The organism is Psychrobacter sp. 1U2 (genome assembly GCF_051847575.1).
In genome coordinates, this window is sequence record NZ_JBPYDC010001353.1 from 1 (window position 1) to 620 (window position 620).

Here is a 620-nt window from a genome sequence, read left to right on the forward strand (position 1 = left end):
ATGGCTTTTTTTACGGTAAATAAGGGCTTAGGTTTTTTCTTGATTGTTTTGACTGTGATACCTTGTTTACGCAGCGTCGCTTTTGCAATCTCTAAACTGCGACCTGTGGTTTCACCTTTGATCTTTTGTCCACGCCGATTGACTCCATCATAGACAAAGTCTAATAGCATATCAGTCTTAGCTTGTGCCATGTCTTTACCCTCAAGTTTTTCGTAATCTATATGCTCTAATCAGCGTTATTTAATAAGTGTTTTTTAGATGGTTATTTAGTCGCTCTTAAGTCTTAAACAATGGCCAGCATTAACTTACTATCATTCAGAAGTTACTCGCATCATCTCTTGTATACTAGTGACACCTTGAAGTACTTTTAAAATGCCCGAACGTCGCAAATCACGAAAACCGTTTTTGAGTGCGGCATCTTTAATATCGATTGCATTACCGTCCTCCATAATGATACGTGAGATATTTGGGTCGACTTTCATAACTTCATAAATACCAACACGGCCTTTATAGCCTTCGCGGCATTCGTTACAACCAACAGGCTCATAAATACTGTGGTTTGGATCATCTAAGTCAGCATCAGTAAAGCCAAGCTCAAGTAAGCTTTGTCTTGGTACGTT

Annotated in this window: 1 protein-coding gene and 1 pseudogene; both read right to left on the bottom strand. The window is 38.9% G+C overall.

The annotated features are described in order from the left end of the window. Window positions 1-191: pseudogene (locus ACS8FD_RS22045) on the bottom strand (type II secretion system F family protein); the annotation flags it as partial. Between the two features lie 120 nt (window positions 192-311). Then, window positions 312-620: ATPase, T2SS/T4P/T4SS family (locus ACS8FD_RS22050; RefSeq protein WP_439277442.1), on the bottom strand; the 309-nt coding region annotated here is incomplete at its 5' end.